This window comes from Enterobacter sp. S-33, from assembly GCF_028735835.1.
Taxonomy (GTDB): Bacteria; Pseudomonadota; Gammaproteobacteria; order Enterobacterales; family Enterobacteriaceae; genus Enterobacter; species Enterobacter vonholyi.
In genome coordinates, this window is sequence record NZ_CP117838.1 from 1,340,605 (window position 1) to 1,364,241 (window position 23,637).

Annotated in this window: 22 protein-coding genes; 11 read left to right on the plus strand and 11 right to left on the minus strand. The window is 58.2% G+C overall.

The genetic code is table 11. The features are described from left to right. The first annotated feature begins 73 nt into the window (after positions 1–73). A complete protein-coding gene (aroG, locus tag PUP35_RS06295) occupies positions 74–1,126 on the plus strand; it encodes a 3-deoxy-7-phosphoheptulonate synthase AroG (RefSeq protein WP_008501110.1) in 1,053 nt (350 codons plus the stop codon). A 60-nt stretch (positions 1,127–1,186) separates the two neighbouring features. On the opposite strand, the gene gpmA is transcribed toward aroG, so the two are convergent. The 7 genes from gpmA to modE form a co-directional block, all read right to left on the minus strand. Next, positions 1,187–1,939, minus strand: a complete 753-nt coding sequence (gene gpmA, locus PUP35_RS06300) for a 2,3-diphosphoglycerate-dependent phosphoglycerate mutase (protein ID WP_023310804.1) — start codon at positions 1,937–1,939, stop codon at positions 1,187–1,189. 206 nt (positions 1,940–2,145) lie between these two features. Continuing rightward, a complete protein-coding gene (gene galM / locus PUP35_RS06305) occupies positions 2,146–3,186 on the minus strand; it encodes a galactose-1-epimerase (RefSeq protein ID WP_274242339.1) in 1,041 nt (346 codons plus the stop codon). Further along, positions 3,180–4,328 (minus strand): galactokinase, encoded by a 1,149-nt coding sequence (gene galK / locus PUP35_RS06310; protein ID WP_111963798.1) that lies wholly within the window; start codon positions 4,326–4,328, stop codon positions 3,180–3,182. Before galK ends, galM begins: the two co-directional genes overlap by 7 nt. A gap of 3 nt (positions 4,329–4,331) precedes the next feature. Further along, entirely contained in the window at positions 4,332–5,378 is a 1,047-nt protein-coding gene (gene galT, locus PUP35_RS06315) for a galactose-1-phosphate uridylyltransferase (RefSeq protein ID WP_111963799.1), read from the minus strand. 9 nt (positions 5,379–5,387) lie between these two features. Further along, positions 5,388–6,404 (minus strand): UDP-glucose 4-epimerase GalE, encoded by a 1,017-nt coding sequence (gene galE, locus PUP35_RS06320; RefSeq protein ID WP_048026980.1) that lies wholly within the window; start codon positions 6,402–6,404, stop codon positions 5,388–5,390. 201 nt (positions 6,405–6,605) lie between these two features. Continuing rightward, positions 6,606–8,078, minus strand: a complete 1,473-nt coding sequence (modF, locus tag PUP35_RS06325; protein WP_274242340.1) for a molybdate ABC transporter ATP-binding protein ModF — start codon at positions 8,076–8,078, stop codon at positions 6,606–6,608. Positions 8,079–8,145: 67 nt separating this feature from the next. Next, on the minus strand, positions 8,146–8,934 hold the full coding sequence (gene modE, locus PUP35_RS06330) for a molybdenum-dependent transcriptional regulator (protein ID WP_274242341.1): 789 nt from the start codon (positions 8,932–8,934) through the stop codon (positions 8,146–8,148). A gap of 127 nt (positions 8,935–9,061) precedes the next feature. Here modE and PUP35_RS06335 point away from each other — a divergent pair, with 127 nt between their 5' ends. The 4 genes from PUP35_RS06335 (at position 9,062) to modC (ending at position 11,913) form a co-directional block, all read left to right on the plus strand. After that, positions 9,062–9,211 (plus strand): AcrZ family multidrug efflux pump-associated protein, encoded by a 150-nt coding sequence (locus PUP35_RS06335; protein ID WP_008501118.1) that lies wholly within the window; start codon positions 9,062–9,064, stop codon positions 9,209–9,211. A gap of 178 nt (positions 9,212–9,389) precedes the next feature. Next, positions 9,390–10,163, plus strand: coding sequence for a molybdate ABC transporter substrate-binding protein (gene modA, locus PUP35_RS06340; RefSeq protein ID WP_133294013.1), 774 nt, complete (start codon positions 9,390–9,392; stop codon positions 10,161–10,163). Beyond that, on the plus strand, positions 10,163–10,852 hold the full coding sequence (gene modB / locus PUP35_RS06345) for a molybdate ABC transporter permease subunit (RefSeq protein ID WP_274242342.1): 690 nt from the start codon (positions 10,163–10,165) through the stop codon (positions 10,850–10,852). Before modA ends, modB begins: the two co-directional genes overlap by 1 nt. Before the next feature lie 2 nt (positions 10,853–10,854). Further along, positions 10,855–11,913 carry a molybdenum ABC transporter ATP-binding protein ModC gene (gene modC, locus PUP35_RS06350; RefSeq protein ID WP_029742082.1) on the plus strand — a complete coding sequence of 353 codons (1,059 nt, stop codon included), beginning with the start codon at positions 10,855–10,857 and terminating at the stop codon, positions 11,911–11,913. Here modC and PUP35_RS06355 read toward each other — a convergent pair whose 3' ends face one another. Beyond that, positions 11,914–12,732: a pyridoxal phosphatase gene (locus PUP35_RS06355; RefSeq protein ID WP_274242343.1), complete on the minus strand. Its 819-nt coding sequence runs from the start codon at positions 12,730–12,732 to the stop codon at positions 11,914–11,916. A gap of 140 nt (positions 12,733–12,872) precedes the next feature. Here PUP35_RS06355 and pgl point away from each other — a divergent pair, with 140 nt between their 5' ends. Then, the gene (pgl, locus tag PUP35_RS06360) at positions 12,873–13,868 is read left to right on the plus strand and encodes a 6-phosphogluconolactonase (protein ID WP_045909472.1); all 996 of its coding nucleotides are present in this window, start codon (positions 12,873–12,875) and stop codon (positions 13,866–13,868) included. 86 nt (positions 13,869–13,954) lie between these two features. On the opposite strand, the gene PUP35_RS06365 is transcribed toward pgl, so the two are convergent. Next, positions 13,955–15,238, minus strand: a complete 1,284-nt coding sequence (locus tag PUP35_RS06365) for a putative acyl-CoA thioester hydrolase (RefSeq protein WP_136195366.1) — start codon at positions 15,236–15,238, stop codon at positions 13,955–13,957. A 224-nt stretch (positions 15,239–15,462) separates the two neighbouring features. Here PUP35_RS06365 and hutI point away from each other — a divergent pair, with 224 nt between their 5' ends. From hutI to hutH, 5 genes are all read left to right on the plus strand, one after another. Continuing rightward, the gene (hutI, locus tag PUP35_RS06370) at positions 15,463–16,686 is read left to right on the plus strand and encodes an imidazolonepropionase (protein WP_274242344.1); all 1,224 of its coding nucleotides are present in this window, start codon (positions 15,463–15,465) and stop codon (positions 16,684–16,686) included. Further along, on the plus strand, positions 16,683–17,621 hold the full coding sequence (gene hutG / locus PUP35_RS06375; RefSeq protein ID WP_274242345.1) for a formimidoylglutamase: 939 nt from the start codon (positions 16,683–16,685) through the stop codon (positions 17,619–17,621). The genes hutI and hutG overlap by 4 nt, the downstream gene beginning before the upstream one ends. Positions 17,622–17,640: 19 nt before the next feature. Further along, positions 17,641–18,375 (plus strand): histidine utilization repressor, encoded by a 735-nt coding sequence (locus tag PUP35_RS06380; RefSeq protein WP_111963808.1) that lies wholly within the window; start codon positions 17,641–17,643, stop codon positions 18,373–18,375. 127 nt (positions 18,376–18,502) lie between these two features. Then, positions 18,503–20,191, plus strand: a complete 1,689-nt coding sequence (gene hutU / locus PUP35_RS06385) for a urocanate hydratase (protein ID WP_274242346.1) — start codon at positions 18,503–18,505, stop codon at positions 20,189–20,191. Next, positions 20,188–21,708 (plus strand): histidine ammonia-lyase, encoded by a 1,521-nt coding sequence (gene hutH, locus PUP35_RS06390; protein WP_274242347.1) that lies wholly within the window; start codon positions 20,188–20,190, stop codon positions 21,706–21,708. The genes hutU and hutH overlap by 4 nt, the downstream gene beginning before the upstream one ends. 85 nt (positions 21,709–21,793) lie before the next feature. Here hutH and PUP35_RS06395 read toward each other — a convergent pair whose 3' ends face one another. Next, positions 21,794–22,270, minus strand: coding sequence for a kinase inhibitor (locus tag PUP35_RS06395; protein ID WP_008501131.1), 477 nt, complete (start codon positions 22,268–22,270; stop codon positions 21,794–21,796). A gap of 48 nt (positions 22,271–22,318) precedes the next feature. After that, complete coding sequence (bioA, locus tag PUP35_RS06400) at positions 22,319–23,608, minus strand: adenosylmethionine--8-amino-7-oxononanoate transaminase (RefSeq protein ID WP_407719092.1); 1,290 nt, start codon at positions 23,606–23,608, stop codon at positions 22,319–22,321. Between the last annotated feature and the right edge of the window lie 29 nt (positions 23,609–23,637).

Sequence of the window (23,637 nt, forward strand, 5' to 3'; positions counted from 1 at the left end):
ACACTTCCTGGTCGACAAGATAGATTGAAAGGATTGCTTTCATTACTAAAGATATGGCAGAGCTGGAACGAAGATGAATTATCAGAATGACGATTTACGCATTAAAGAGATCAATGAGTTATTACCTCCTGTAGCGCTCCTTGAGAAATTCCCCGCCACTGAAAATGCCGCAAACACGGTTTCTCATGCTCGTAAAGCGATCCATAAGATCCTGAAAGGTAATGACGATCGTCTTCTGGTGGTGATTGGCCCGTGCTCGATTCACGATCCTGCTGCCGCGAAAGAATACGCCGCCCGTCTGCTCACCCTCCGTGAAGAGCTGAAGGACGAGCTGGAAATCGTCATGCGTGTCTACTTTGAAAAACCGCGCACCACCGTTGGCTGGAAAGGGTTGATTAACGACCCGCACATGGATAACAGCTTCCAGATCAACGACGGCCTGCGCATTGCGCGCAAGCTGCTGCTTGAGATCAACGACAGCGGCCTGCCTGCGGCCGGTGAATTCCTGGACATGATTACGCCACAATACCTTGCGGACCTGATGAGCTGGGGCGCAATTGGTGCGCGCACGACTGAATCTCAGGTCCACCGCGAGCTGGCGTCCGGTCTTTCTTGCCCGGTGGGCTTCAAAAACGGCACTGACGGCACCATTAAGGTGGCTATTGATGCTATCAACGCCGCTGGTGCGCCGCACTGCTTCCTGTCCGTGACCAAATGGGGTCACTCCGCCATCGTTAACACCAGCGGGAACGGTGACTGCCACATCATTCTGCGCGGCGGTAAAGAGCCGAACTACAGCGCGAAACACGTGGCAGAAGTGAAAGTCGGGCTGGAAAAAGCCGGGCTGCCGCCGCAGGTGATGATCGATTTCAGCCATGCCAACTCCAGCAAGCAGTTTAAAAAGCAGATGGAAGTGGGTGCAGACGTCTGCCAGCAGATTGCCGGCGGTGAGAAGGCGGTGATTGGGGTGATGATCGAAAGCCATCTGGTTGAAGGTAACCAGAATCTGGAAGGCAGCGAGCCGCTGGTGTACGGCAAAAGCGTGACCGATGCCTGCATCGGCTGGGACGATACCGACGCCATCCTGCGCCAGCTGGCAAATGCGGTGAAAGCACGTCGCGGTTAATTCTGCCAGCTCAAATAAAAAAGCGCGGAAGGCTCCGCGCTTTTTTTATGTCTGGCGAAATTACTTCGCTTTACCCTGGTTCGCAACTGCCGCTGCTTTCGCCGCGATCTCTTCTGCGTTACCCAGATAGTAGTGTTTGATTGGCTTGAAGTTTTCGTCGAACTCATACACCAGCGGTACGCCGGTTGGGATGTTCAGTTCGAGGATTTCGTCTTCACCCATGTTGTCCAGGTATTTCACCAGCGCACGCAGAGAGTTACCGTGAGCCGCGATGATCACGCGCTCGCCGCTTTTCAGGCGTGGCAGAATGGTTTCGTTCCAGTAAGGCACAACGCGGTCGATGGTCAGCGCCAGGCTCTCGGTGGTTGGCAGCTCAGCGTCGGTCAGCTTCGCGTAACGCGGGTCGTGTCCCGGGTAGCGCTCGTCATCTTTGGTCAGCTCTGGCGGGGTGATTGCGAAGCCGCGACGCCACTGTTTAACCTGCTCGTCGCCATATTTCTCAGCGGTTTCCGCTTTGTTCAGGCCCTGCAGCGCACCGTAGTGACGTTCGTTCAGTTTCCAGGACTTCTCAACCGGCAGCCAGGCCTGATCCAGTTCGTCCAGCACGTTCCACAGGGTGTGGATGGCACGTTTCAGCACAGAGGTGTAAGCAAAATCAAAGCTGAAGCCTTCTTCCTTCAGCAGTTTACCTGCTGCTTTTGCTTCGCTTACGCCTTTCTCGGACAGATCAACGTCGTACCAACCGGTAAAGCGGTTTTCGTTGTTCCACTGGCTTTCGCCGTGACGCACCAGGACCAGCTTAGTAATAGCCATCTCTTACTCCTCAAGCATTTTTAGAATGATAACAATTCTCATTATATTGCCGTGGCCGTGCCAGCAGCAACGCTTAACCCTAACCATAGCGAAAATAGTCTCTGAGTGTAAGATGCTTGTGAATCCAGGGTTATGATTTTGTCTGCGATCGGCGCTATTTTCAGCAAGGCGTGCAGAAAAAAGCCCTCCGGAGGGAGGGCTGAATATTAATGTGGAATAAAATGGTATTCCGTCACGCTCACGTACTCTTCACCTGGGCGCAGCACGCAGTCTGGCTGCGGCCATTCCGGATGGTTTGGGCTGTCCGGCAGGAACTCGCTCTCCAGCGCCAGTCCTTGCCAGTCGCTGTACTCATCGTGTTCGCGCGCCGTCGTGCCGCCGAGGTAGTTGCCTGAGTAAAACTGCAGGGCTGGGGCAGTGGTATAAACCGTCATCTGCAGCTTCTCATCCGCAGACCAGACCTGTGCGGCAGGTTGTTTCACATCACCTTTAGCCTGCAGCAGGAACGCGTGGTCGTAACCTTTCACCTTGCGCTGATCGTCATCGCTCAGGAAATCCTGGGCGATCGTTTTCGCGCGGCGGAAGTCAAAGCTGGTGCCGCTCACGTCTTTGAGGCCCTGATATGGAATGCCCATCTCGTCAACCGGCAGATACGCATCCGCCAGGATCTGTAGCTTGTGCTCACGCACGTCGCACTGGCTACCATCCAGATTAAAGTACGCGTGATTGGTCAGGTTGACCGGACACGGCCTGTCGACCTTCGCACGGTATTCAATGGCGATACGGTTGTCATCGGTCAGCGTAAAGCGCGCGGACGCGGTAAGGTTCCCCGGGAAGCCCTGATCGCCATCAGGCGAATCCAGTGAGAACAGCACTTCACCGTCGTTTTGACGAACAATCTTCCAGCGGCGTTTATCAAACCCGTCCGGCCCGCCGTGCAGCTGGTTCTCACCCTGGCTTGGAAGCAGGGTGTACTGCTCGCCGTTGAGTTCAAAACGGCTTTTCGCGATGCGGTTAGCATATCGCCCAACGGACGCGCCCAGATAGGCGGACTGATTGACGTACTGCTCGGGCGAGGCGCAGCCGAGCAGGGTCTCGCGCACGCTGCCGTCCGGCATCGGTACGCGGGCAGAAAGAAGGGTAGCACCCCAGTCCATCAGCGTAACGACCATCCCCGCGCTGTTGCGCAGGGTTAACAGGCGATACGGCAGACCATCCGGTGCGAGTGTAGGTGTTTCGTTTAGCACTGTCCGGCTCCTTGTGATGCTTTACAAACATAGAAGGTTTCTTTGATGCCTGTTTTGGCTTCGTACTGCTTCGCCACGGCATCCTGTATGGCAGGGACCAACTCTTCTGGCACCAGCGCAACGATACAGCCGCCAAAACCGCCGCCCGTCATGCGCACGCCGCCTTTGTCGCCAATGGTCGCTTTGATGATTTCCACCAGGGTGTCGATCTGCGGAACGGTGATTTCAAAATCATCGCGCATGGAGGCATGCGATTCCGCCATCAGCTCACCCATGCGTTTCAGGTCACCTTTCGCCAGCGCGGACGCGGCTTCAACCGTACGGGCATTTTCCGTCAGCACGTGACGAACGCGTTTGGCGACAACCGGATCCAGCTCGTGCGCCACTTTGTTAAATTCATTGAGCGTCACGTCGCGCAGGGCTGGCTGCTGGAAGAAACGGGCGCCGGTTTCGCACTGTTGGCGGCGGGTGTTGTATTCGCTGCCCACCAGCGTGCGCTTAAAGTTGCTGTTAACGATCACCACGGCCGCGCCTTTTGGCAGGGGAACGGCTTTGGTTCCCAGCGAACGGCAATCAATTAACAGTGCATGCTCTTTTTTCCCGAGCGCGGAAATCAGCTGGTCCATAATGCCGCAGTTACAGCCCACGAACTGGTTTTCTGCTTCCTGACCATTCAGGGCGATTTGCGCGCCATCCAGCGGCAGATGGTAAAGCTGCTGGAATACGGTGCCGACGGCAACTTCCAGAGACGCAGAGGAGCTTAAGCCCGCACCCTGCGGCACGTTGCCGCTGATGACTAAATCCGCACCGCCGAAGTTCTTGTTACGCTTCTGAAGGTGTTTCACGACGCCGCGCACGTAGTTAGACCACTGCTGGCTGTCGTGTGTCACAATTGGGGCATCGAGGGAAAATTCGTCCGTCTCATTACCGTAATCAGCCGCAATCACGCGGACTTTACGGTCGTCGCGTTTCGCACAGCTAATAACGGTCTGGTAATCGATGGCGCACGGCAGCACGAAACCGTCGTTATAGTCGGTGTGTTCACCGATCAGGTTAACGCGGCCTGGCGCCTGGATAACGTGGGTGGCAGGGTAGCCAAATTTCTCAGCAAACAGGGATTGTGTTTTATCTTTCAGACTCATTTTTTAGACTCCTGATTCGCGATAGTGGACGTCGCTAACGGCACGCAGACGTTCTGCCGCCTGTTCCGCCGTCAGGTCACGCTGGGTTTCTGCCAGCATTTCGTAGCCCACCATAAATTTACGTACCGTCGCAGAGCGCAGCAGCGGCGGATAGAAATGGGCATGCAATTGCCAGTGCTGATTCTCTTCCCCGTTGAACGGCGCGCCGTGCCAGCCCATGGAGTACGGGAAGGAGCACTGGAACAGATTGTCGTAACGGCTGGTCAGCTTTTTCAGCGCCAGGGCAAGGTCGTCGCGCTGCGCGTCGCTGAGATCGGTAATACGCAGAACATGTGCTTTCGGCAGCAGCAGCGTCTCAAACGGCCACGCGGCCCAGTAAGGCACGACGGCCAGCCAGTGTTCGGTTTCCACCACGGTACGGCTGCCGTCGGCCTGTTCACGCTGCGCGTAATCCACCAGCATCGGCGAGCCGTTTTCCGCGTAATACGCTTTCTGCAGACGGTCTTCACGCTCGGCTTCGTTAGGCAGGAAGCTGTTCGCCCAGACCTGGCCGTGCGGATGGGGGTTCGAGCAGCCCATGGCCGCGCCTTTGTTTTCGAACACCTGCACCCACGGATAGCTCTGCCCCAGCTCTGCGGTTTGCGCCTGCCAGGTGCTGACGACCTCTTTCAGCGCGTCCACGCTCAGCTCCGGCAGCGTCTTGCTGTGATCGGGCGAGAAGCAGATCACGCGGCTGGTTCCGCGCGCGCTTTCGCAGCGCATCAGCGGATCGTGGCTTTCAGGCGCGTCCGGCGTGTCGGTCATCAGGGCGGCAAAATCGTTGGTGAACACGAAGGTGCCTTTGTAGTCCGGGTTTTTATCCCCGGTGACGCGCGTGTTGCCTGGACAGAGGAAGCAGTCCGGGTCGTGCTGCGGCAGGGTCTGTTTTGCAGGCGTCTCCTGCGCCCCCTGCCAGGGGCGCTTAGCGCGATGCGGAGAAACTAAAATCCATTGCCCGCTCAACGGGTTAAAACGACGATGCGGATGATCGACGGGATTAAATTGCGTCATGACGGATCCTTAGTCCGGATAGCCTTGCGGGTGGCGTGACTGCCAGTGCCAGGTATCCTGTGCCATTTCATCAAGCGTGCGCGTTACACGCCAGTTAAGCTCTTTGTCGGCTTTGGTGGCATCGGCCCAGTAAGCAGGCAGATCGCCCTCGCGACGCGGGGCGAAGTGGTAGTTCACCGGCTTGCCGCAGGCTTTGCTGAAGGCGTTAACCACGTCCAGCACGCTGCTGCCGACTCCGGCGCCGAGGTTGTAAATATGCACGCCCGGTTTGTCAGCCAGCTGCTGCATGGCCGCAACGTGACCGTCGGCCAGATCCATTACGTGGATGTAGTCACGCACGCCGGTGCCGTCTTCGGTCGGATAGTCATTGCCAAAAATCGCCAGCGAGTCGCGACGGCCAACGGCAACCTGGGCGATATACGGCATCAGATTGTTTGGGATACCCTGCGGATCTTCGCCCATATCGCCAGACGGATGCGCACCGACCGGGTTGAAGTAGCGCAGCAGCGCGATGCTCCACTCCGGCTGGGCTTTTTGCAGGTCGGTCAGGATCTGCTCCACCATCAGCTTGCTTTTGCCGTACGGGCTTTGCGGGGTACCGGTCGGGAAGCTTTCAACGTAAGGAATTTTCGGCTGATCGCCGTAGACGGTGGCGGAGGAGCTAAAGATGAAGTTTTTGACGTTCGCCGCACGCATGGCGGAGATGAGACGCAGAGTGCCGTTGACGTTGTTGTCGTAATACTCGAGCGGCTTCGCAACGGATTCACCGACCGCTTTCAGACCCGCGAAGTGGATCACCGCTTCTATGGCGTGGTCGTGAAGGATCTCGGTCATCAGCGCTTCGTTGCGGATGTCGCCTTCCACAAAAGTCGGTTGTTTACCGCCAAGACGTTCAATCACAGGCAGCACGCTGCGCTTACTGTTGCACAGGTTGTCGAGAATGATGACGTCATGGCCGTTTTGCAGCAGTTGCACGCAGGTATGACTACCTATGTAACCGCTACCACCTGTTACCAGAACTCGCATATTTCGCTCCATTGGGCTTATGGTATGTAATAACCATAGCATAACAGAGACGCGAAAAGTGTGACATGGGATAAAATAGTGGAATCGTTTACACTCGTTTTCACACTCACTTTTTTCATGACTGAGAGCATTCTAGATCAAAGAGATAGCGATGTATTGATGCAAGTTATCTGAAAAAGAGGAGGGCAGAGCCCTCCACGGTTAATCAACGTTGCTGAGAAGGTAGCGATAACCCTCACCGTCCGGAACAAACTCCAGGCGATGCGTGATGCAGGCGGGGGCATCTTCGGCATGATGTGAAACGAAAAGCAGCTGCGTTTCACCTTCGCTAATCAGCACGTCCACAAAGCGGCGGATAAGCTGGCGGTTCAACGGGTCGAGTCCCTGCAGCGGTTCGTCGAGGATCAGCAGCGTAGGGTGTTTCACCAGCGCGCGAACGATCAGGGCCAGACGCTGCTGCCCCCACGAAAGACTATGAAACGGCGCGTCAGCCACCCGGTTATCCATGCCCAGAATGTCCAGCCACTGCTGGGCGAGCTTATGTTGTTTGTCCGACACCGCCTGATAAATACCGATGGAATCAAAATATCCGGAAAGGATCACGTTGCGTACCGTGGTACTGACCCGGTAATCCAGATGCAGGCTGCTGCTGACGTAGCCGATATGCTTTTTGATATCCCAGATGGTTTCTCCGCTGCCGCGACGCCGACCAAACAGCGTGAGGTCGTTGCTGTAGCCCTGCGGATGATCGCCGGTGATCAGGCTCAGCAGCGTGGATTTTCCCGCGCCGTTGGGGCCGACAATCTGCCAGTGCTCGCCCGGATTGACCGTCCAGCTGAGGCGATTAAGGATCGGGCGATCGTCATAAGAGACCACGCCATCCCGCAGCACGATGCGCGGCTGGTGGGGATCGAGCGCATGGCGGGCCGAAGGGGCGTCAGGTTCCGGAAGGGTAATTCCGTCGAGTTGTTCACAGTGCGCGAGCTGGGCAATCAGCGCCTGCTTGAGCAGCGCTGTTTTTTCTCCGGTCTCGGTCAGGTTACAGTCGGTCAGGACGCCCGCGTGCTGGATAAAGTCCGGAATTTCATCGAAGCGGTTAAGCACCAGCACGAGGGTATATCCCTGCTGATTAAGCGACGCCAGCAGTGACGCCAGCTGCGCCCGGGACTGCACGTCAAGACCGTCGAACGGTTCGTCCAGAATAAGCAGCTCGGGCTCGCTCATCAGCGCCTGACAAAGCAGCGTTTTTCGCGTCTCTCCGGTCGAAAGGTATTTAAAGCGCCGGTTCAGCAGAGGGGTGATACCGAACTGTTCTGCCAGGCGCCGGCAGCGGGCGGGATCCTTCACTTCATCCTGAATAATTTCCGCGGTCGTACGGCCGGTATCTTCTTCGCCTGGGCTGAGCAAATCGGTGTTGTTGCGCTGCCACTCGTCGCTGACCAGCTTTTGCAGTTGTTCAAACGACAGGCGCGTCAGGCGCGTAAAGTCGCTCTGGTATTCGCCCTTGAGGAGGTTGAGCTCTCCGGCCAGCGCGCGGGCCAGCGCGGATTTACCGCTGCCGTTTGTGCCGACAAACGCCCAGCTTTCACCCGCGCGTAGCGTCAAATCAGCAATTGTCAGCGTTCGGGTATCGCTAAGACGAAACGTGCCTTGCGAAATATGCAATGATGACATGGTTTATCCCTGTTTTTGCAGCACCAGATATCAGGGATACGCACTGTCGGTACGATTGTCAATGCGCTCAGCACAAAGTGGCGATAATCACCCGGTCCGCGTTGAAATACGCGGTGACGGCAGCACCTTCTTCTAAGTCGTCCGACTCGCTGAGCGGTATGGTCGCGCAAAGCGGCTGCCCATCTGCCAGGGTCATCAGCACTTCGCACTGCGCTTCACCGCGTTCGATGAGGCTGATGGTGCCCGGCAGCTGGTTATCTGCTGCCTTTGCCGCATCGGGATCGCGCGTGATAGTGACCCACGGCGCCTTCAGCAGCACCAGCACCTCTTTACCTTCATTCAGTTCAAGACGTTCCGCGCTTTGCGCCGTTATGGCGGCTTTCAGGCGAGTGGTGCCATCGGCAAGCAGGATCTCAATATGCTGCTGTACCTGTAGATCGTCGCGCGCCGTCACCGTACCAAACCACTGGTTACGGGCGCTGGTTTGTAGCGAGAAGCGGGAAATGGCGGCCAGCAGACTGTCCAGCGGAACGTTATCGTCATCGCTCAACACATCAAACGCTTTTTGCTGGATCTGCGCCAGCAGATCGTAAAGCTGAATAAGGCGCTGGCCATAACGCGTCACGATCGCACCGCCGCCGCCTTTGCCGCCCGTGGCTCTGTCCACCAGCGGGTGTTCGCTCAGGGTGTTCATCTCGTTGATGGCGTCCCAGGCGCTTTTATAGCTGATTCCCGCGTTTTTCGCCCCCTGGCTAATCGAGCCCGTTTGTTCTATTTGTTTAAGCAGGGCGATACGTCGCGGATCGGCGAAAAGCTTTTGCTGAAGTCGTAGAGTGAGGAGAATTTCGGCCTGCATAACAGTGTCCTGGCAAAAAGAGCATTGTGACCCAAATGGTGCAGGGCGCAAAGGGTACCGCACAAAAGGGGATGTTTTTCTCACTATTCAGGGTAGAATGAGTCATTCACAATATCTGGAGAAAACCATGTTAGAGTTGTTGAAAAGTCTGGTATTCGCCGTGATCATGGTACCAGTAGTGATGGCCATCATCCTCGGTGCCATCTACGGCCTGGGTGAAGTGTTCAACGTCTTTTCGAACATTGGTCACAGAGACCAGGCTAAAAAGCAGCATTGATTCCCCTCAAAACGCCCGGCTTGTCCGGGCGTTTTGCTCTCAAGATTTTCCCGTTTTCGCCGATATAATTTAACGCATCACACCGGTTTACCCATTCAGCGGTACGATTAAACGCTGGGATCTCCCTGACGTTATCGTTATATTAATGTGTATATAACGCTACTCACAGGAGTTACAGATGGCACGTTCATGGGTACGCCTTTTTGCAGGGGCAACGCTGACGCTTTCCCTTACCGGACACGCGCTGGCGGACGAGGGTAAAATCACGGTCTTTGCGGCGGCGTCGCTGACTAACGCGCTGCAGGATATCGCGGCGGCGTATAAAAAAGAGAAAAATGTCGAGGTGGTCTCCTCTTTTGCCTCTTCTTCGACGCTGGCGCGCCAGATAGAAGCGGGCGCACCGGCGGATCTGTTCATCTCGGCGGATCAGAAGTGGATGGATTACGCGGCGGAGAAGAAATCGATTGATGCGACAACCCGCGAAACGCTGCTGGGGAATAGCCTGGTTGTCGTGGCGCCAAAAGCCAGCGCGCAGGCGGACATCACTATCAACAAACAGACCAACTGGATGAGCCTGCTGAACGGTGGCCGTCTGGCGGTGGGCGACCCGGCGCACGTTCCGGCCGGGATTTATGCCAAAGAAGCGCTGCAAAAGCTGGGCGCATGGGAGACGTTGTCGCCGAAGCTGGCCCCGGCCGAAGACGTGCGCGGCGCGCTGGCGCTGGTGGAACGCAACGAAGCCCCGCTGGGCATTGTGTATGGTTCTGATGCCGTAGCCAGTAAGGGGGTGAAAGTGGTGGCAACGTTCCCGGAAGACTCCCACAAGAAAGTGGAATATCCTGTTGCGATTGTTGATGGACATAAAAATGCGACCGTGACGGCTTTCCGCGATTATCTGAAGGGGCCTGAAGCGTCCGCTATCTTTAAACGTTACGGATTTACGACTCACTGATGATATTGACCGATCCTGAATGGCAGGCTGTTCTGCTGAGCCTTAAAGTCTCTTCCCTGGCGGTTGCGCTGAGTTTGCCCTTTGGGATCTTCTTTGCCTGGCTACTGGTTCGCTGTCGGTTTCCCGGCAAAACGCTGCTCGACAGCGTGCTTCATCTTCCGCTCGTGTTGCCGCCCGTAGTGGTCGGTTACCTGCTGCTGATTTCGATGGGGCGACGCGGTTTTATCGGCGAGAAGCTCTACGACTGGTTTGGGCTGACGTTCGCTTTTAGCTGGCGCGGTGCGGTACTGGCTGCGGCGGTGATGTCATTCCCGCTGATGGTGCGGGCGATACGTCTCGCGCTGGAAGGCGTGGACATGAAGCTTGAACAGGCGGCCCGCACGCTGGGCGCCGGGCGCTGGCGCGTCTTTTTCACCATCACGCTTCCGCTGACGCTGCCGGGCATTATTGTCGGCACGGTGCTGGCCTTCGCCCGCTCGCTCGGCGAGTTTGGCGCGACGATCACCTTTGTGTCGAACATCCCCGGCGAGACGCGAACGATTCCGTCGGCAATGTATACCCTGATTCAAACGCCGGGCGGTGAAGGCGCGGCGGCGCGGCTGTGTATTATTTCAGTTGTGCTGGCGCTGGCATCGCTGATGGTGTCTGAATGGCTGGCGCGGCTAAGCCGCGAGCGGATGGGGAAATAAGCATGCTGGAACTCCATTTTACCCAGACGCTGGGAAACCATACCCTGACGCTTAACGAAACGCTGCCGGCAAGCGGAATCACCGCCATCTTTGGCGTGTCGGGAGCGGGAAAAACGTCGCTGATTAATGCCATCAGCGGCCTGACCCGCCCGCAGTCTGGCCGTATTGTTCTGAATGACCGCGTCCTGAATGACGTGGAGAACAAAATTTACCTCTCGCCGGATAAGCGCCGCATCGGCTATGTTTTCCAGGACGCGCGCTTGTTCCCGCACTACAGCGTGCGCGGCAACCTGCGTTACGGCATGGCGAAAAGCATGGCCGGGCAGTTTGATAAGCTGGTGACGCTGTTAGGCATTGAGCCATTGCTCGACAGGCTGCCCTCCTCGCTCTCCGGTGGAGAAAAACAGCGCGTGGCCATTGGCCGCGCGTTGCTGACCGCCCCCGAACTGCTGCTGCTCGACGAACCGCTGGCCTCGCTCGATATTCCGCGTAAACGTGAGCTCCTGCCCTACCTGCAGCGCCTGACGCGGGAAATTAATATTCCGATGCTCTACGTCAGCCATTCGCTGGACGAAATCCTCCATCTGGCCGACAAGGTGCTGGTGCTGGAAGAGGGCAGCGTTAAGGCGTTTGGCAACCTGGAAGAGGTGTGGGGCAGCAGCGTCATGCATCCGTGGTTACCCAGGGAGCAGCAGAGCAGCATCCTGAAGGTGAGCGTGCTGGAACACCATCCGCACTACGCGATGACCGCCCTGGCGTTGGGTGACCAGCATCTTTGGGTCAATAAGATCGACAAGCCGTTACAGTCCGCGCTGCGTATTCGTATTCAGGCATCTGACGTCTCGCTGGTGCTGCAGCCGCCGCTGCAAACCAGTATTCGAAATATCCTGCGCGCCAAAGTCGCGGAGTGTTTTGATGATAACGGCCAGGTGGAAGTGAAGCTCGAGGTCGGCAGCAGGACGCTCTGGGCGCGCATCAGCCCGTGGGCCAGGGATGAGTTAGGGATCAAACCCGGCCTGTGGCTCTACGCGCAAATCAAGAGCGTCTCGATCACCGCCTGATTACAGCAGGTGGGTATAAATGTACTGCGCGATGCTGTCGGTGGTGTTGTCGCCAATCACCACGTTCGCGCGCGCTTTTACCGCGTCGTCGGCATTGCCCATCGCCACGCCCGTACCGACGGCTTCCAGCATGCTTATGTCGTTGTAGTTGTCGCCGAAGGCGATCGCGTCCTGCATCGACCAGCCTTTTGATTCCACATACTGCGTCAGGCGTTTGCCTTTGCTGTTGCCTTTGCGGGCAATATCCACCTGATCGTGCCAGGACCACTCGCACTCCAGACCCAGCGTCTGTTCCACGTGTTTCGCGAAGGCATTAAGCTTGGTGGTGTCTTCATCCGTCAGGGCGAATTTCCAGATAGCCTCAACGTCCTGGGCGGCCTGACGCAGGGAGGAAACTTGGGTAAAGACCGGACGCTGCGCTTCAGGCAGGGACAACGCCCAGTTGCTGGTGCGCACCACGTGGCCGGTAGGGCGCTCGTAGACCATCGCGTCATCCACGTACATCAGGCCGTGAACGGCATGCTGATCCAGCAGATCAATCAGTTGCAGCGCCTGGGGAACCGGCAGCGGGTCGGATTCTAAAACCTTTTTTGCCTGATAATCATACAAATAAGTGCCATTACAACAAATTGCAGGTGTATCTAACGCCAGTGCCTGATAAAAAGGGTGAATGGCAACGTGATGTCGACCCGTTACGATAAGGAGTTGATATCCCGCTTCCTGCGCGCGTTTAAGCGCTTCCAGAGAAGAGGGGAGAAGGGTTTTTTGCGGCGTCAGTAAGGTACCGTCTAAATCCAGAGCAATCACACGCGAGGTCATCTGTTTTCCCGGGTTAATATTGAATTTACGTTTTGATGGGATGGTACACCGAGAGGCGAACGCTTCAAAATTCCTGTCGACAATTCAGCATTCACCGTCAAAAGTTAACTACTTTCATGCGCAGTGAGGAGTGAATATTCATGAAACAAACCGTTTATACCGCCAGTCCTGAAAGCCAGCAGATCCACGTCTGGCGTTTAAATACCGAAGGGACACTCACGCTGGTTCAGGTTGTTGATGTGCCAGGCCAGGTGCAGCCGATGGTCATCAGCCCGGATAAACGTTTCTTGTACGTGGGTGTGCGCCCGGAGTTTCGCGTGCTGGCCTATCGCATTTCTCCGGACGACGGTGCGCTGACGTACACTGCTGAAGCCCCGTTGCCGGGCAGCCCAACCCATATCTCTACCGATCGCAAAGGCAACTTTGTCTTCAGCGGCTCGTATAACGCGGGCTGCGTCAGCGTAACGCGTCTGGAAGACGGCATTCCGGTCGAAACCGTGGATGTGGTGGAAGGGCTTGAAGGCTGCCACTCGGCGAATATCTCTCCGGATAACCGCACGCTGTGGGTGCCTGCCCTGAAGCAGGATCGTATCTGCCTGTTCACCCTGAGCGACGATGGTCACCTGGTGGCGCAGAATCCAGCTGAAGTTACGACTGTTGAAGGCGCTGGTCCGCGTCATATGGTCTTCCACCCGAACCAGCAGTATGCCTACGTGGTCAACGAACTGAACAGCTCAGTGGACGTATGGGAACTGAAAGATCCAAACGGTCAGATTGAGTGCGTGCAGACGCTGGACATGATGCCGTCTGATTTCTCCGACACCCGCTGGGCGGCGGATATCCACATTACGCCAGATGGCCGCCATCTGTACGCCTGCGACCGTACCTCCAGCCTGATTACCGTGTTTAGCGTTTCCGAAGACGGCAGCGTGCTGGCGGTTGAAGGCTTCCAGCCGACGGAAACCCAGCCGCGCGGCTTTAATATCGATCACAGCGGCAAATACCTGATTGCAGCGGGGCAGAAATCCCACCATATCGCGCTGTACGAAATTAAAGGCGAGCAGGGGCTGCTGGAAGAGAAAGGGCGCTACGCCGTAGGCCAGGGGCCGATGTGGGTGGTGGTTAACGCTCACTAAGCGGCTGAAAACAAAAAACCTCGCGAATGCGAGGTTTTTTTATCTCTGTGTGCCGGGTAAGGCGAAGCCGCACCCGGCAAAACAGCTTACTGCTTCGGCTCAGCAACCACTTTGCTACCCAGACCGCGGTTGTTGTACTCCCACATGCGGTTGAAGTTAGCGTCGTTCAGGTTGCGCTGCACGTTCCCTTTATCATCCACCGCACCGGTGTTGCCGGAGAATGGACGTTTGGAGATCGCGGCATCCGCCCACGGTTTCGCCATGTTGAAGCCTTCGTTGATCACGCTGTCGCGGATCACAACCTGACCGTTGGTGGCTGAGTCCACGTCCAGGGAGCGTCCCAGCTGCGCCACGCCGTCACCGGCAGCATTAAAGCGGCTGTTCACGGCCAGGAAGCCGAAGAAGAGGTTCGACTGGGTTGCCGGAGCAAACACGTAACCTTCCTGCTGAGTACGTGAGTTCACCACGCGGAAATCGGTATTATCAAACACCACCGCGCCGCGACCGGACACCAGGTCCACGTCACCTTCAACGTAGCTGTTGGTCACAAGGGTACGGGTCAGACGGTTATTCTGCAGCGTGTTCTGCACGCCGCTATTGGTCACGAAGAAGGTGTTCTGACGGCCCAGAATGTTGACGTTGTTAATCTGCACCTTATCGCCATCGCTACGCAGCGCAACGGCCTGGTGGTTACCGGCGTCAACGCTGTCGCCCAGGGTATTCTGAATAGTCAGGTTCTGCAGCTGCAGACCGTTATTCTGAGACCAGAATACCGCCGAGCACATTACGCCAATGGTGGCGGAACGCTTGCTCTGGCAGTTATCAAACATATACCACGCCGGTTTGCCCGGCATATATTTACCGGCCGGGTTCACCAGGTGACGCCAGGTGTTGCTGTCGATTTCGGAATCAATCGCCAGGCCAATTTTTACGTCAATCGCTTTTTCGCCCAGACCGTAAAGCGTAATGCTGCCTGGTGCCGCCGGAACATACACGGTGCCTTCATATTCACCAGGCAGGATCGCGATGTACTGGCGAGACGCGCTGTGTTTAGTGATGGCAGCATCAACCGCAGCCTGAATTGAGGTATGCGTTACGCCCTGCGCACCCGCCGGGCCAACCACGAAGTCAGGCTGTTTCGGCAGATTAATAGACGACGGGGTCCACGGCGCAGCGTTAGGATCCATCGCCGAGAAGTAGTGTGCACGGTCGAAGTTTTTCGCTTCATCAGTGGACAAAATCGGGCGGGAGGCGGTACCGGGCGCAACCTGCTCAGAAGGTCGCTGATCCGGTGGTGTTGAACTGCAAGCGGATAAGGTCACGCCAAAGGCGAGTGCTAACGCCAGACGGGAAATCCTGGAAATGTTCAAGGTAGAGCTCCTGGGTATGCAAGTCTTTACGGGACAGACGAAATAGCCTGCTTTTTTATACTAAGTTGAGCGAAACGGGAAGATAAAAAGGGTAAAAGTTCCATTTTTAGCCCGAGAGCGGCAAGTAAGTGATCACAAATAACTAACATTTTCCTTCAAGGCGGTTGACAGTAGACGGTGGATGCAAATAAATGTCTATACAACCTATGACAAGTGGAATGCCCATGCAGCAGATTCAACCCGACGATGTGATATGGCGAAATGCGCGACTGGCTACGATGGTGCCGGACGTATCTGCGCCCTATGGACTGAAAGAGCAACATGCCCTGGTCGTACGGGGTCAAACTATCCTGGCCGTGATCCCTGAATCTGACATTCCGGCCGGACACCGTCACTGCGTCGATCTCCAGGGGCGTCTGGTCACGCCTGGCCTGATTGACTGCCATACCCACCTGGTATTTGGCGGCGATCGCGCGGCGGAGTGGGAGCAGCGTCTTAACGGCGTCTCTTATCAAACCATCAGCGCCCAGGGGGGTGGGATTAACGCTACCGTGACGGCGACCCGCAGCAGCTCCCCCGAAACCCTGCTTAAGCTGGCGCAGCAGCGGCTTCAGCGACTGATGAATGAAGGCGTCACTACGGTTGAAATCAAGTCGGGATACGGTCTCAACGCCGAGGCCGAAGAGAAGATGCTGCTGGTCGCGCGCCAGCTGGGCCTCAATAATCCGATCGATATCAGCCCAACGCTGCTGGCGGCTCATGCGGTTCCGCCGGAATACCGACAGGATCCAGACGCGTATCTCACGCTGGTCTGTGAGCAGATATTGCCCACGCTGTGGCAAAAAGAGTTATACGAAGCAGTAGACGTGTTCTGCGAAAACGTCGGCTTTACCCCGTCGCAAACCGAGCGCCTCTTCAAGGCGGCAACCGCGCTCGGTATTCCGGTGAAAGGGCACGTCGAGCAGCTGTCGAATCAGGGGGGGGCGGCATTGGTCAGCCGGTATAAAGGACTCTCCGCCGATCATATCGAATATCTCGACGACGCAGGCGTTCAGGCGATGGCGCAAAGCGGTACGGTTGCGGTACTGCTCCCCGGCGCGTTCTATTTTCTGCAGGAGCGCCAGCGTCCGCCGGTGGAACAGCTCAGAAAACACGGTGTGCCGATGGCGGTCGCCACCGACTACAACCCCGGCACCAGCCCGTTTGCCAGCCTGCACCTGGCGATGAACATGGCCTGCGTCCAGTTTGGCCTGACCCCTGAAGAAGCCTGGGCTGGCGTCACGCGGCATGCCGCCCAGGCGCTGGGTCGTGGCGCAACCCACGGACAGCTGCGGGCCGGGTTTGTCGCTGATTTTATCGTCTGGGATGCTCATCATCCGGTAGAGATGGTCTACGAGCCGGGACGCAACCCGCTGTATCAACGTATTTTTCGTGGGGAGGCAGTATGAAGCTATGGCGGCCCGTAGCCGAAACGGTCTGGCAGGGGCGCGACGACAGCGCCGAGGCCAGCAACGCAACGCGTATTTTCCAGACGATACGGCAGCAGGGAGCGTTCACGCCGCTGGCATCCGGCATTGCGCTGATAGGCTTTGAATGTGATGCAGGCGTAAAACGCAATCAGGGCAGGCCCGGCGCCGTGCAGGCACCGGATATACTGCGAAAAGCGCTGGCGAATATGGCCAGCCATCAGGGACACGATCGGCTGGCGGATATGGGGTCGGTTTACGTTGAAGGTGACGAGCTTGAGGCGGCACAGCAGGCGTTAAGCGATGCCGTGACGTCATGCCAGCGGTCCGGGATGCGCACGCTGGTCTTTGGCGGCGGACACGAAACCGCGTGGGCGCACGGTCGCGGCGTGCTGGACGCCTTCCCGAACGAGCGGGTTGTCATTATCAACCTTGATGCCCATCTCGATCTGCGCAAGGCCGACCGGGCGACGTCCGGCACACCGTTTCGCCAGCTGGCGCACTACTGCGATGAGCGCGGGCGGATATTTCAGTACGCCTGCTTTGGCGTGAGCCGGGCGGCCAACACGCAGGCGCTGTGGGATGAGGCCGAACGCCTGAACGTCACGCTGGTGGAAGACCTCCATTTCAGGCGCGATGCGCAATCCGCGCTGGAAAAGGTGCTGGCGCAGGCCGATCGTATCTATCTGACGATCGATCTGGACGTCCTGCCCGCCAGCGAAATGCCTGCCGTTTCCGCTCCGGCTGCGTTAGGCATACCGGCGCTGGATCTTCTGCCGGTTATCGAACAAATCTGCCGTAGCGGTAAGCTCCAGGCCGCCGATCTGGTAGAGTTTAACCCGCAGTACGATCGGGACGGGCAGGGCGCAAAGCTTGCCGCCCGTCTGGCCTGGCAAATTGCTCACTGGTGGGCATAACACTATTCAAGGAGTCACGATGTTTTCACGCTCACCCCTGCCGCAGTCGAGCCCTCCCGCGCCTTTCTACGAAAAGGTGAAGCAGGCGATCAGTGAAAAAATCGCCACCGGCGTCTGGCGGCCGCACGACCGCATTCCCTCGGAGGCCGATCTGGTGGCGCAGTTTGGCTTTAGCCGGATGACCATCAACCGGGCGCTGCGCGAGCTGACTGACGAAGGGCTTCTGGTGCGCCTGCAGGGCGTGGGGACGTTTGTGGCGGAACCGAAAGGGCAGTCCGCCCTGTTTGAAATCCGCAGTATTGCGGACGAAATTGCCGCGCGTAATCATCAGCACCGCTGTGAGGTGCTGGTGCTCGAAGAGACCCAGGCCAGCGCTGAGCAGGCGGTAGAGCTGAACGTCAAAGAAGGCAGCCGCATCTTCCACTCCGTGATGGTGCATTTCGAAAACGACATTCCGGTGCAGATTGAAGATCGCTGCGTTAACGCCGAACGGATACCGGACTATCTGAACCAGGATTACACCCAGACCACGCCGCATGCCTATCTGTCGCTTGTCGCACCGCTGACGGAAGGGGAGCACATTGTGGAAGCCGTGCGCGCCACGCCGCAGGAGTGCGAACGGCTGCGGATTAAAGAGCACGACCCGTGCCTGCTGATCCGCCGTCGAACCTGGTCCTCGTCGCACATCGTGTCGCATGCCCGGCTGCTTTTCCCGGGGAACCGTTACCGGCTGCAGGGCCACTTTATGTCATAAGTTTTATAAGCGTGATCGCTAACGCAATATAACAAAATTGTATCTTTTTTGTTAAATCTGGCCTTGTGTGTGCTTGTCTATACAAGTATATCTAAATGCATCATCTGTCCCTTATGAGGAGCACACAATGTCGTCAGGTAAATACCGCCAGCAGGACGTCCGCGCCGCGCGCGGCACCACCCTTACAGCCAAAAGCTGGCTCACCGAAGCCCCGCTGCGCATGTTGATGAACAACCTTGATCCTGAGGTGGCGGAAAACCCCCACGAGCTGGTGGTCTACGGCGGCATTGGCCGCGCCGCGCGCAACTGGGAATGCTATGACGCCATTGTTAAGGCACTGACCGAACTCGAAAACGACGAAACCCTGCTGGTGCAGTCCGGCAAGCCGGTTGGCGTGTTTAAAACGCATAAAAACGCCCCGCGCGTGCTGATCGCCAACTCTAACCTCGTGCCGCACTGGGCCACCTGGGAGCACTTCAACGAACTCGACGCCAAAGGGCTGGCAATGTATGGCCAGATGACCGCCGGGAGCTGGATCTACATCGGCAGCCAGGGGATTGTGCAGGGTACCTACGAGACCTTCGTGGAAGCCGGTCGCCAGCACTACAACGGCTCGCTGAAAGGCCGCTGGGTGCTCACAGCAGGTCTCGGCGGCATGGGCGGCGCGCAGCCGCTGGCCGCCACGCTGGCCGGTGCGTGTTCGCTGAATATTGAGTGCCAGCAGAGCCGCATTGATTTCCGTCTGCGCACCCGTTACGTCGACGAACAGGCCGAGAATCTCGATGACGCGCTGGCGCGCATCAAAAAATACGCGTCCGAAGGCAAAGCGGTGTCGATTGCCCTGTGCGGCAACGCGGCGGACATTCTTCCTGAACTCGTCGCCCGCGGCGTGCGTCCGGATCTGGTCACCGACCAGACCAGCGCCCATGACCCGCTGCACGGTTACCTGCCAAAAGGCTGGACGTGGGAAGCCTACCAGCAAAAAGCGGAAACCGATCCGGAAGGCACGGTGCTTGCCGCGAAACGCTCCATGGCGGAACACGTATCCGCCATGCTGGCCTTCAGCCAGATGGGTATTCCGACCTTTGATTACGGCAACAACATTCGCCAGATGGCGAAAGAGATGGGCGTGAATAACGCCTTCGACTTCCCCGGCTTCGTCCCGGCCTATATCCGCCCGCTGTTCTGCCGCGGCATCGGGCCGTTCCGCTGGGTTGCCCTGTCCGGTGACCCGGAGGACATCTACAAAACCGACGCCAAAGTGAAGGAGATCGTCGCCGATGACGAACACCTGCACCACTGGCTGGACATGGCCCGCGAGCGCATTAACTTCCAGGGCCTGCCGGCGCGTATCTGCTGGGTAGGGCTGGAGTGGCGTCAAAAACTCGGCCTCGCCTTTAACGAAATGGTGCGCAGCGGTGAAGTTTCCGCACCGATCGTCATTGGCCGCGACCACCTGGACTCCGGCTCCGTCGCCAGCCCGAACCGCGAAACCGAAGCCATGCGCGACGGCTCGGATGCGGTGTCCGACTGGCCATTGCTGAACGCCCTGCTGAATACCGCCAGCGGCGCGACCTGGGTGTCGCTGCACCACGGCGGCGGCGTGGGGATGGGCTTCTCCCAGCATTCCGGGATGGTTATCGTCTGTGACGGAACGGATGAAGCCGCCGCGCGTATCGCTCGCGTGCTGCACAACGACCCGGCAACCGGCGTGATGCGTCACGCGGATGCGGGTTACGAGATTGCCATTGACTGTGCCAAAGAGCAGGGCCTTAACCTGCCGATGATCCCTGCCACACAAGGAAAGCATGAATGAACGCGTTAACACTCACTCCCGGCTCGCTGACGCTTAAACAGCTGCGTAACGTCTGGCGTCAGCCGGTCACCCTTTCGCTTGATGAAAGTGCCCACGCCGCCATTAACGACAGCGTCGCCTGCGTTGAAGCCATCGTTGCCGAAGGGCGCACGGCTTACGGGATTAACACCGGCTTTGGGCTGCTGGCGCAGACCCGCATCGCGACGCACGATCTGGAAAACCTGCAGCGTTCGCTGGTGCTGTCGCATGCGGCGGGCGTTGGCCAGCCGCTTGACGATGAGATTGTCCGTCTGATGATGGTACTCAAAATCAACAGCCTGGCGCGCGGTTTCTCCGGCATTCGCCTGAGCGTGATCCAGGCGCTGATGGCGCTGGTGAATGCAGAGGTCTATCCGTGGATCCCGGCGAAGGGCTCCGTCGGGGCCTCCGGCGATCTCGCGCCGCTGGCGCACATGTCGCTGCTGCTGCTGGGTGAAGGCAAAGCGCGCTGGCAGGGCGAGTGGCTTCCGGCGAAAGAGGCGCTGAAAAAAGCCGGCTTAACGCCGATCACGCTGGCGGCGAAAGAGGGGCTGGCGCTGCTGAACGGCACGCAGGCATCGACAGCTTTCGCGCTGCGCGGCCTGTTTGAAGCGGAAGATCTGTTTGCCTCGGCGGTGGTGTGCGGTGCGCTGACCACCGAAGCGGTGCTGGGCTCGCGTCGCCCGTTCGATGCCCGCATCCACGAGGTGCGCGGTCAGCGCGGGCAGATCGATGCCGCCGCGATGTACCGTCACGTGCTTACCGACACCAGCGAGATCGCGGATTCACACCACAACTGTGAAAAGGTGCAGGATCCCTATTCCCTGCGCTGCCAGCCGCAGGTGATGGGCGCGTGCCTGACGCAGCTGCGCCAGGCGGCGGAGGTGCTGCTGGTGGAGGCCAACGCGGTGTCCGATAACCCGCTGGTGTTCGCCCAGGAAAACGAGGTGGTCTCAGGCGGTAACTTCCACGCCGAGCCGGTGGCAATGGCTGCGGACAACATCGCGCTGGCGATTGCCGAAGTCGGCGCGTTGTCCGAGCGCCGTATCGCGCTGATGATGGATAAACACATGTCCCAGCTGCCACCGTTCCTGGTGCGTAACGGCGGGGTCAACTCGGGCTTTATGATTGCTCAGGTGACGGCCGCAGCGCTGGCAAGCGAGAACAAGGCGCTGTCGCATCCGCACAGCGTGGACAGCCTGCCCACCTCGGCGAATCAGGAAGATCACGTTTCGATGGCACCGGCTGCCGGGCGTCGTATCTGGGAAATGGCGTCCAACACCCGCGGCGTGCTGGCGGTGGAATGGCTGGCGGCGAGTCAGGGTATCGATCTGCGTGAAGGGCTCAAATCCAGCCCGCTGCTGGAGCAGGCGCGTCAGGTGCTGCGCGAGCACGTCACGCATTACGATGACGACCGCTTCTTTGCCCCGGATATTGATAAGGCGATGCAGCTTCTGGAAGAAGGGCGGCTGGTGGGGCTGTTACCTTCGGTGCTGTGATTTTTTTGCCCGGTGGCGCTGCGCTTACCGGGCCTATGAATGCGAAATCCAGGCCGGGTAAGGCGTAGCCGCCACCCGGCTTTTTTTACGAATACATCGCCGTTATCGACGCGCTCCCCAGGGAATGGAAATGCACGTTAAACCCGACCATCGCGCCGCTCGCCCCTTCATCAACCTCAATCTTCTCCACGTCCAGCGCGTGCACCGTGAAGATATAGCGGTGGGTTTCCCCTTTTGGCGGCGCCGCGCCGCCGTAGCCCGCTTTACCAAAGTCAGTACGCGTCTGAATGGCACCTTCAGGCAGGGCAACCAGGTCTGAACCGGAACCCTGCGGCAGGACGCGCGTGTCGGCTGGCAGGTTCGCCACAATCCAGTGCCACCATCCGGAACCGGTTGGCGCATCCGGGTCGTAGCAGGTCACGACAAAGCTTTTGGTGCCTGCCGGAACCTCGTCCCACGCCAGGTGCGGGGAGATATTATCGCCCTGATACCCCATGCCGTTGAAAACGTGACGTTCCGGCAGCTTTTCACCGTCGCGCAGATCTTTACTGATGATTTTCATACGGTTTACCCTTGTTGATCGCTCGTTCAGCAAGTGTAATGCATTGGGTTAAATCGTGAAATGCGCGGGAATGTTAACGGCTGTTACAACCGCGTCGGTTAATTTTCGAAGCTGCTCTGGCGTGATGCTGTACGGCGGCATCAGGTAGATAAGCTTGCCGAAAGGCCGCACCCACACGCCCTGGTCCACAAAGAAGCGCTGCAGCGCCGCCATATTCACCGGATGGGTGGTTTCAATCACCCCGATGGCGCCCAGCACGCGCACGTCCGCCACGAAATTCGCGCCCGAGGCGGCGCTCAGCTCCGTTTTCAGCTGCGCCTCAATCGCCGCAACCTGCGTCTGCCACTCGCCGCTCTCCAGAATCGCAAGGCTTTCACTCGCCACGGCACAGGCCAGCGGGTTACCCATAAACGTCGGACCGTGCATAAAGCAGCCCGCTTCACCGTCGCTGATGGTGTCGGCCACCTGGCGGGTCGTGAGCGTGGCGGAGAGCGTCATGGTGCCGCCCGTCAGCGCTTTGCCGAGGCACAGAATATCCGGGGCGATACCCGCATGCTCGCAGGCAAACAGCTTGCCGGTGCGGCCAAAGCCGGTGGCAATCTCATCGGCAATCAGCAGAATGCCCTCGCGGTCGCACATCCTGCGAATACGCCTCAGCCATTCCGGATGGTACATCCGCATTCCGCCCGCGCCTTGCACAATAGGCTCAAGGATCACGGCGGCAATCTCATGACGATGCGCCGCCATCAGCCGCGCGAAGCCGACCATGTCCATCTCGTTCCACTCGCCGTCGAAGCGGCTCTGCGGCGCAGGGGCAAACAGGTTTTCCGGCAGATACCCTTTCCACAGGCTGTGCATGGAGTTCTCCGGATCGCAAACCGACATCGCCCCGAAGGTATCCCCGTGATAGCCGTTGCGGAAGGTGAGTAACCGCTGGCGCGTTTCGCCTCTGGCGTGCCAGTACTGCAGCGCCATTTTCATCGCCACTTCCACCGCCACGGAGCCGGAATCGGCCAGGAATACGCACTCCAGCGAGTCAGGCGTCATCGCTACCAGACGGCGGCATAAATCCACCGCGGGCTGATGGGTGATCCCGCCAAACATCACGTGCGACATCTGGTCAATCTGGGCCTTCATCGCCGCATTCAGGCGCGGGTGGTTGTACCCGTGAATCGCCGCCCACCACGAAGACATGCCGTCAACGAGCCGCTCGCCGCTGGCGAGGTGCAGCTCGCAGCCGTGGGCGGAGGCTACCGGATAGACGGGAAGGGGGCGGGTCGTGGAGGTGTAAGGGTGCCAGATATGCTGCTTGTCGAAGGCGAGATCGTCCTGGGTCATAATCGACTTGTAAACCATTTTGAAAAGTT